We start from the raw sequence: 6511 nt of genomic DNA on the forward strand, positions 1-6511 counted from the left end.
ACTTGTTTCACCGTTATTGTTGGTGCACTTACCTTTGCAGTCTATTTGCGTTCTTTATCTTTAATTTTTACGAGATCATAAATTTAATATTTTTCGTAGGAGGCGTAAGCCCTCCCGCCCGAAAAATATTAAATTTATTAGGGAGTAATTATGTTGACTTTAATTAGTGCTACTCCTGGCAGTGGTAAGACATTAAAAGCGGTTGAAATTATTTATGAGCTTTTAAACAAAGGTTATGTAGTTTATGCAAATATTTTGGGTTTAAAAGTACCAGGCGTTATAGACATTTCTAGTCAGGAAGATTGGAGAGATTTAGATAATTTTAGACGTCAAAAACCTGGTATGGAAAAAACTCCTATTGCCGTTTTTTATGATGAAGCACATGAACATGCTGCTTTTGCTGAAAAAGACCTTCTAAAGAATTATCAAATTGATCGTACTGATTTTGACTTTGAAATAGATTATATAAATATAGATGATTCTTTATCTATAACTCAAAAAAAACAAAAAATTGATGAAGTTAATAAGAGATATAAAACTTTATTAGATAAGAAAAAGGAGGAAATTAGGGAAATTGGTTACGCCTTATCAATGCATCGTCATTTTGGTTTTGATATTTATTTAATTACTCAAAGTCCAAAAAAACTTGCTGCTCACATTCTTGCTGATGTTGGTTGTCAGTTACATTTAAGGCGTGTATTCAAGATGAAAAGATCAACAATTTATGAGTTTCCAGAAGCTCATGCTACTGTTTATAAATCCATTCGTGATGACGCTATTAATAAGACAATTTGGAAGTTTCCTAAACATTTGTATGGTACTTATACTTCTACAGAAGTTGATACTCATCAATCTAATATACCCTTTAAATATATAGTTATTTTAGTTTTAGTTTTTGTTGTATTGCCTGCTTATGTTGCTCGCTCCTTTTGGCTTGATCCTCTTTTTGGTTCTAAAAAAAATGAACCCACTATTGTTAATCAAACTAATAATACACAAGCGGCTCCAGCAAAAAATACTTTAGAGTCTAAACCTGTTGAAAATCTTAAACCTGATCTTCAAGCTTTGGAGAATAAACGTGTTTCAATGGTTATTGAATCTTCTTCTGATTGTGTTGCCAAAAACTCTTATGGTGAAATCTTAGATATATCTATAGATGAATGTAGATTACTTTCTCGCAAAAATACTAGGATTCCTTTGTCTAGGTTAAAACGTGAAAATGGTGCTGAATTGCCTCATAGTCATTTTGATACTAACACTAATGATTTGAATGGATTCGATCCAACGCAGCCAGGTAAATCTTAAGGCTGAAAGCCTACAAGACCGCTAACAAAGCGGACTTGTCGTTTTACTACCGTTAACGTCCCTAAATTCCAAATTGAAACGGCACGTATTGTGCCGCTTAAGTGGGGTGTCTACCCCACGACAAAATTCAATTGAATACCTCCCCCTCTGATTACAAGCTCCCTTTTGCTTATATCCAGTAGTTGCAGAGCCATCCCGAATGGGTGGCGGAAAAACTTTTGTCGTTTTTAATAAACTTTTGTTGTTTATTTTTATTGACTAAGAAAATCAAATATCTTATAAAAGATATATTGTTTTCTTGGGTTTTCTTATGCGTGAAAATTTAACCATTGCTCAATTGAAGTTGGTTGCTTCCAGTATTACTGATCCTGAATCTGATGATTTAAAGTTTTTTGGTTCAACTGTTGCACCCTCTGATTTTTCTTCTTGGCGTTTGGGGTTTAGTATTAAAAATCATGAAGGTTTTTTACTTCATTCTCATGGTAAAAAATTAAGAGAATTCAAAACATTAGATTCTATGTCTAAGTTTGTTCATGACAACTTTAAGACGAATTATTTTATTATCACATTCAGATAGTTTTATTGTATATGATAACATGACAACATATTTTCATTAGACAAAAAAAAACCCAACTTGGCGGGCGGGTTTTTTCGGGTCTGTGTACGGTTAACACATGGATTTATTATAAGTGGATTTAGATATAAGTCAAAAAATAAGTGAAAATTCGGGTCTTGGTACTATTACCAAATCTCATTCACCTTTCGCTCAAATGCCTTGCCCTGTCGATGTTTCAAGGGTTAAAGACTTTTTACTCCAAGACTTAGCTTCTAAGGTTCTTCAAAAGAAATTTCGTGTCCAGTTTTGTCTTAAGCGTAAAATTGATAAAAATAATTTAGTTAATGTCTGTTTTAATGAATCAACTTCTAAGGCTCATTATGGCAATGTTATTCGTTGCGGATCAGTTTGGGTTTGCCCTGTTTGTGCAAAGAAAATTACTGAACACCGTAGGACTGAATTAAAAAATATAAATACCATGTGGAAAAATGGTATTACTTTGTATGTTCCTGAAAAAATGGATGAAAATTTTATTGGCCCTCCTATACACCATGCTAAGGATGTTAAAGGTTTTACTTATCTTTTAACTCTTACTTCTCCACATTATGCTTATCAAAATCTTTCTCTTTTACGTGAAAGAATGACAAAGGCTAAAGATCTTTTTTTTGGTGGTAAAAAGAATTCTTCTTTATTTCAAAAACAACTAGGTAAGATTTTTCATGTTACCAATTTGGAAGTAACTTACGGTCAAAATGGTTGGCATCCTCATAACCATATTTTAATTTTTTCAGATAAATACTTATCTATTCAAGAGTTTACTAGAATAAAAATTCTTTTAGCTGATCATTGGTCTAATTGTTTATCGAAAGTAGGTATTAGGAAACTTGTGGGTGATGAAAAATATATTGCTTGTGATCTACAGGATGGAACTTACGCTGAACAATATGTTTCTAAATGGGGTATTGAATCAGAAATGACTAAAGGTCATTTAAAACAAGGTAGAGAATCCTCTATTACTCCATTTGATTTGCTTAGGCTATCTGAAAATGATGATCTTATTTTTGACAAGAAACCCTCTGATCTATTTAGAGAATTTGCAAATGCTTTTAAAGGTGCTAGACAGTTATCTTTTTCCAGGGGTTTAAAAAGAGCTTTTGCTATTAATGAAAAGGATGATGATGAAATTATGTCTGAAACTTTAGATGAAGCTATATTTTTACGTGATATTGATGATTATGCTTTTAAATTAATTTGTAAGAATAAAAAGAGAGCTGAATTTTTGGATTTAGTTACGGAAGATTATTTAACTGGTTCTAATTTAGCTGATGAACTAATTTCTTATTTATCAGATTTAGATTTAAAGACTTTTAATACTGAAATTTTACCTGATATGCAATCTAATTCAGCTGTTTTATCAAGAGTTTCTCTTCCTGAAAAGTCTACACCTTGGATAAGTTCAAAGGAATTTGATTGGATTCAAAACATAAAAAATGAACAAGTCACTAAAATTGATATAGATGAATCAATGTTGCCTTTGATTGCTGAACATTTGGCCTGGTTGGAATCACAAAGGGATTCTACTTAATTTTTAATTCACCTTTAATAACTTCAATTTTTTCTGATGCTACTTTAATTATTTCATGCAAAATTTCGCTTTCTTTCATAACACTAAGGTTATTTTCTAAACGGCTTGTATTTAATTCTTTAGATATTTTGCTTAATAGCTCTTCTTCGAATTTGTTAATTCTTAAATAAGGACTAGCCATTTCTTACCCCTCCAATTGGTGTGTATTTGGTGTATTTTACACTTTCAACCTTTCTTTATAAGACAACAAGACAACTTGTTTACTCAATTTATTGTCAAATAAACATATTTATACGACAACAAGACAATTGTTAATCTGTCCTCTTAAATATATTTCAATCTATTTTTTGACAATTTGACAATTTGACAAAATGACAACATGAAAACATAAACTTTTGTTGTTTTATTGTCTTGACAAAATGACAACATGAAAACATACTCATTTGACCGTTTTTAATACAGTTTAAAAGTGAGATTCATATGTCTATCAAATCAGTTATTTCTAATGCAGTTATTCAAAAAGGCTTAAAAAAAGACAATTCACCTTATTACTTTGTCGAAGTAAATGAGCCTGTTCGCAAATATATCAATCCTGATAAACCTCAAGATGCTGCAACTCTTGAAGCTCTTGTTGCATCGGGTGAATCTGTTGAAGAGCTTGTTCTTCATCAGCGAAATCGTTCTTTAGTTTTTTCAAGTCAAGATTTGGCTTGAGTCTTATTCAATGACTTTTTATTGCGCCTTACTTTCTGATCCTACAGAAGGTCAGGCTCAAGTTTGTCTTGAATGGGTAGAAGTGAAACAACCAGTTTCTTTTCTACCTCCCATAACAAAAACAGAAGCTGATCAGATGCTTATTTCTATAGCAATTTGTTTTGCTGTTGTTTTTATCGTTCGTAGGGTCTTAGACCTTCTTAAATATTGAGAGGTAATTATGGAAAATATTCAACTTCCATCTGTTTCAAAAACAAAACGTCTCCCTGCTTTGGGAATTTTTACTGCATTAATGGTAATTGCTGGCTCTGCTTTTGCTGAAGAAGGTGGCTTAGCTGAAGGTGCAACTGGTGCTATTACCGGCGGTTCTGGAACTTTGAAGACTGTTGGTATTGCAATCATTACTGTTGTTGCCGGTGTTTGGGTAATCAAGCGTGTTCTTGGTTTGATTCGTTAAATTTTAAGTAGCCTCCCTTTTTGGGGAGGTTACTTTTTGGAGATTTTTTATGATTCCTTTAATTATTCTTTTCACTTCTTTAGTTTTGGTTTTTGGTTCTGCTACTTATGCCCACTCTAAAGAAACTGAGCTTCAAAACTTAATGTTTAGACAATATGAGCTTTTTAACTCTAAGGAAGATGCTTCTGTTTTTAAAGATGCAAAATTGAAACTTGTAAATTATCGTCTTAATGTCAAGTTGCTGTTTTTTATATCTTTAATTGTTTTAACTATTTTACTTACTATTTTTCAATTTAATTTTTTAGTGGGTGATATATGACATGGGAGCATATTTATTTTCTAATTATTGCGGTTTGTTTAGGAGCTTTATTGTTGCGTTAACGCAACTTTCTTCTGTTTTCTATTCCAAACGATTTTTCAAAATTATTGCTGTTGCGATGTCGCAACTTTTTATTATTTTGTCTTTAATTGTTCCTTACAATGCTTATGCTTCTACTGCCTCAACAATTCAAACAAGCTATCTAGGTCGTCTTTCTAATGGTTATCATAATTTTAAGTACACATTAACTAATTCCGCAACTGGTCTATCTAAGTCTGTTACAAAGGCTGTTAGTCCCGCTTCGTTAGGTAAAGTTTTAAAATTTGTTGTTTCAAAGAGATTAGCTGTTTTTATGTCTCTGGCTTCTCTTTCTTCTGATATGGGGTATACCTATGATGATAATGAATTGCCTTTATTTACTCCAGTAATTGGAAATAACAAACCTCGTTCAGTTGATCAACCTAGTGGAACACCTGTAATTGTTAGTACCTTACCTCAGATTTGTGCTGCTGCATTTATTCAGCTTCAATATTCTTGGTCTCAATTTCCTATTACTTCTTATGAAAACTGTCGTTGGGGTTCTGTTAATCAAGGTAATGTTTTTTTAGACCTTTGCTATACATCTACTACTACTGGTAATCCTGGTTGTATTCAGCGTGATTTAACTGTTGGTCTTCCTCGCCCAACTGCTGATACTTCTCCTAAACGTGTTCCTATTGATGTTCCTATAGGTTCGGTAATACCCCAGGCTCCTGCTATTGATCGTCCTAAATTAGCTGATCCTACTTTAGTTCCTTCTCAAGTTTTACCCCAAGAAGTTAAAGATGCCATTAATGAATTAAATGGTGGTTTATCTGATGAAAATAAATATAACCCTCCCTATGTACCTGGTGTTTCTACTGGTTCAGGTTCTGTTACTGGTGGTTATGGTGAGGGAGCATTTGACTTTGAAATGCCAAATTTTTGCACCTGGGCTGAACCTCTTTGCAAACTTTCTGATTGGTTTATGCAAGATGACATACCCGAAAATGAACAAAGGCAAATTGGAGAGTTTGATTTATCTAATGCTCCTAAATCAAAAGAATTGAACTTACCTAAAAATTGTCCTCCTAATCCTTCTTTCCTCCTTGATTTGGGTCTTGTTTCCAAAACTATTGATATACCTGCTGAAGCATTTTGTATTTTTTTGGATCAGATAAGACCTTATTTGATTGCCTCTTCTTATCTCTTTTCAGCCTGGATTATATACAGCTTTAGGAAATCATAATGGTCAGTCTTTTACTTCGTTTAAGTGCTTACATTGCTTCTGGTCTTATTTTTAGGCTTTTAAGTGGTATTGGTTTATCCATTTTTACAATGACTGCGATTAATGGTGTTTTCCAAGCTTACATACAAAATGCCTATAACGCTGTTGGAGGTTTTTCTCCAACTGTTCTTGCTTACATGGGTGTTGCAGGTGTTGATACTTGTTTCACCGTTATTGTTGGTGCACTTACCTTTGCAGTCTATTTGCGTTCTTTATCTTTAATTTTTACGAGATCATAAATTTAATATTTTTCGTAGGAGGCGTAAGCC

The 6511-nt window shown here is 32.8% G+C and carries 9 protein-coding genes; 8 read left to right on the forward strand and 1 reads right to left on the reverse strand.

Going from position 1 to position 6511, the window contains the following annotated elements:
- Window positions 1-150 precede the first annotated feature (150 nt).
- The 3 genes from L6C30_RS13995 (at window position 151) to L6C30_RS14005 (ending at window position 3446) form a co-directional block, all read left to right on the forward strand.
- The gene (locus L6C30_RS13995; protein WP_151820868.1) at window positions 151-1305 is read left to right on the forward strand and encodes a zonular occludens toxin domain-containing protein; all 1155 of its coding nucleotides are present in this window, start codon (window positions 151-153) and stop codon (window positions 1303-1305) included.
- Window positions 1306-1615: 310 nt separating this feature from the next.
- The gene (locus tag L6C30_RS14000) at window positions 1616-1882 is read left to right on the forward strand and encodes a hypothetical protein (RefSeq protein ID WP_151820860.1); all 267 of its coding nucleotides are present in this window, start codon (window positions 1616-1618) and stop codon (window positions 1880-1882) included.
- A 112-nt stretch (window positions 1883-1994) separates the two neighbouring features.
- The gene (locus tag L6C30_RS14005) at window positions 1995-3446 is read left to right on the forward strand and encodes a protein rep (RefSeq protein ID WP_236163379.1); all 1452 of its coding nucleotides are present in this window, start codon (window positions 1995-1997) and stop codon (window positions 3444-3446) included.
- Here L6C30_RS14005 and L6C30_RS14010 read toward each other — a convergent pair.
- Window positions 3439-3627 carry a hypothetical protein gene (locus L6C30_RS14010; RefSeq protein ID WP_151820862.1) on the reverse strand — a complete coding sequence of 63 codons (189 nt, stop codon included), beginning with the start codon at window positions 3625-3627 and terminating at the stop codon, window positions 3439-3441. The genes L6C30_RS14005 and L6C30_RS14010 overlap by 8 nt on opposite strands.
- 299 nt (window positions 3628-3926) lie before the next feature.
- Between L6C30_RS14010 and L6C30_RS14015 the strand changes: the two genes are divergently transcribed.
- From L6C30_RS14015 to L6C30_RS14035, 5 genes are all read left to right on the forward strand, one after another.
- Window positions 3927-4160: a hypothetical protein gene (locus tag L6C30_RS14015; protein ID WP_151820863.1), complete on the forward strand. Its 234-nt coding sequence runs from the start codon at window positions 3927-3929 to the stop codon at window positions 4158-4160.
- 220 nt (window positions 4161-4380) lie between these two features.
- Window positions 4381-4617, forward strand: a complete 237-nt coding sequence (locus tag L6C30_RS14020) for a hypothetical protein (protein WP_236163298.1) — start codon at window positions 4381-4383, stop codon at window positions 4615-4617.
- 49 nt (window positions 4618-4666) lie between these two features.
- Entirely contained in the window at window positions 4667-4936 is a 270-nt protein-coding gene (locus L6C30_RS14025) for a hypothetical protein (protein WP_236163297.1), read from the forward strand.
- 1 nt (window position 4937) lies between these two features.
- Window positions 4938-6203, forward strand: coding sequence for a virulence factor TspB C-terminal domain-related protein (locus L6C30_RS14030; RefSeq protein WP_236163296.1), 1266 nt, complete (start codon window positions 4938-4940; stop codon window positions 6201-6203).
- Complete coding sequence (locus L6C30_RS14035) at window positions 6203-6481, forward strand: DUF2523 family protein (protein ID WP_151820867.1); 279 nt, start codon at window positions 6203-6205, stop codon at window positions 6479-6481. Before L6C30_RS14030 ends, L6C30_RS14035 begins: the two co-directional genes overlap by 1 nt.
- Window positions 6482-6511: the final 30 nt, after the last annotated feature.

The sequence above is a fragment of the Acinetobacter sp. KAM396 genome (assembly GCF_021602765.1).
Classification (GTDB): Bacteria; Pseudomonadota; Gammaproteobacteria; order Pseudomonadales; family Moraxellaceae; genus Acinetobacter; species Acinetobacter towneri_A.

Bases quoted from the DNA above. Each gene is read 5' to 3' on its own strand.
- L6C30_RS13995 (WP_151820868.1), top strand. From the start codon at position 151: ATGTTGACTTTAATTAGTGCTACTCCTGGCAGTGGTAAGACATTAAAA.
- L6C30_RS14000 (WP_151820860.1), top strand. From the start codon at position 1,616: ATGCGTGAAAATTTAACCATTGCTCAATTGAAGTTGGTTGCTTCCAGT.
- L6C30_RS14010 (WP_151820862.1), bottom strand. From the start codon at position 3,627: ATGGCTAGTCCTTATTTAAGAATTAACAAATTCGAAGAAGAGCTATTA.
- L6C30_RS14015 (WP_151820863.1), top strand. From the start codon at position 3,927: ATGTCTATCAAATCAGTTATTTCTAATGCAGTTATTCAAAAAGGCTTA.
- L6C30_RS14020 (WP_236163298.1), top strand. From the start codon at position 4,381: ATGGAAAATATTCAACTTCCATCTGTTTCAAAAACAAAACGTCTCCCT.
- L6C30_RS14025 (WP_236163297.1), top strand. From the start codon at position 4,667: ATGATTCCTTTAATTATTCTTTTCACTTCTTTAGTTTTGGTTTTTGGT.
- L6C30_RS14030 (WP_236163296.1), top strand. From the start codon at position 4,938: ATGGGAGCATATTTATTTTCTAATTATTGCGGTTTGTTTAGGAGCTTT.
- L6C30_RS14035 (WP_151820867.1), top strand. From the start codon at position 6,203: ATGGTCAGTCTTTTACTTCGTTTAAGTGCTTACATTGCTTCTGGTCTT.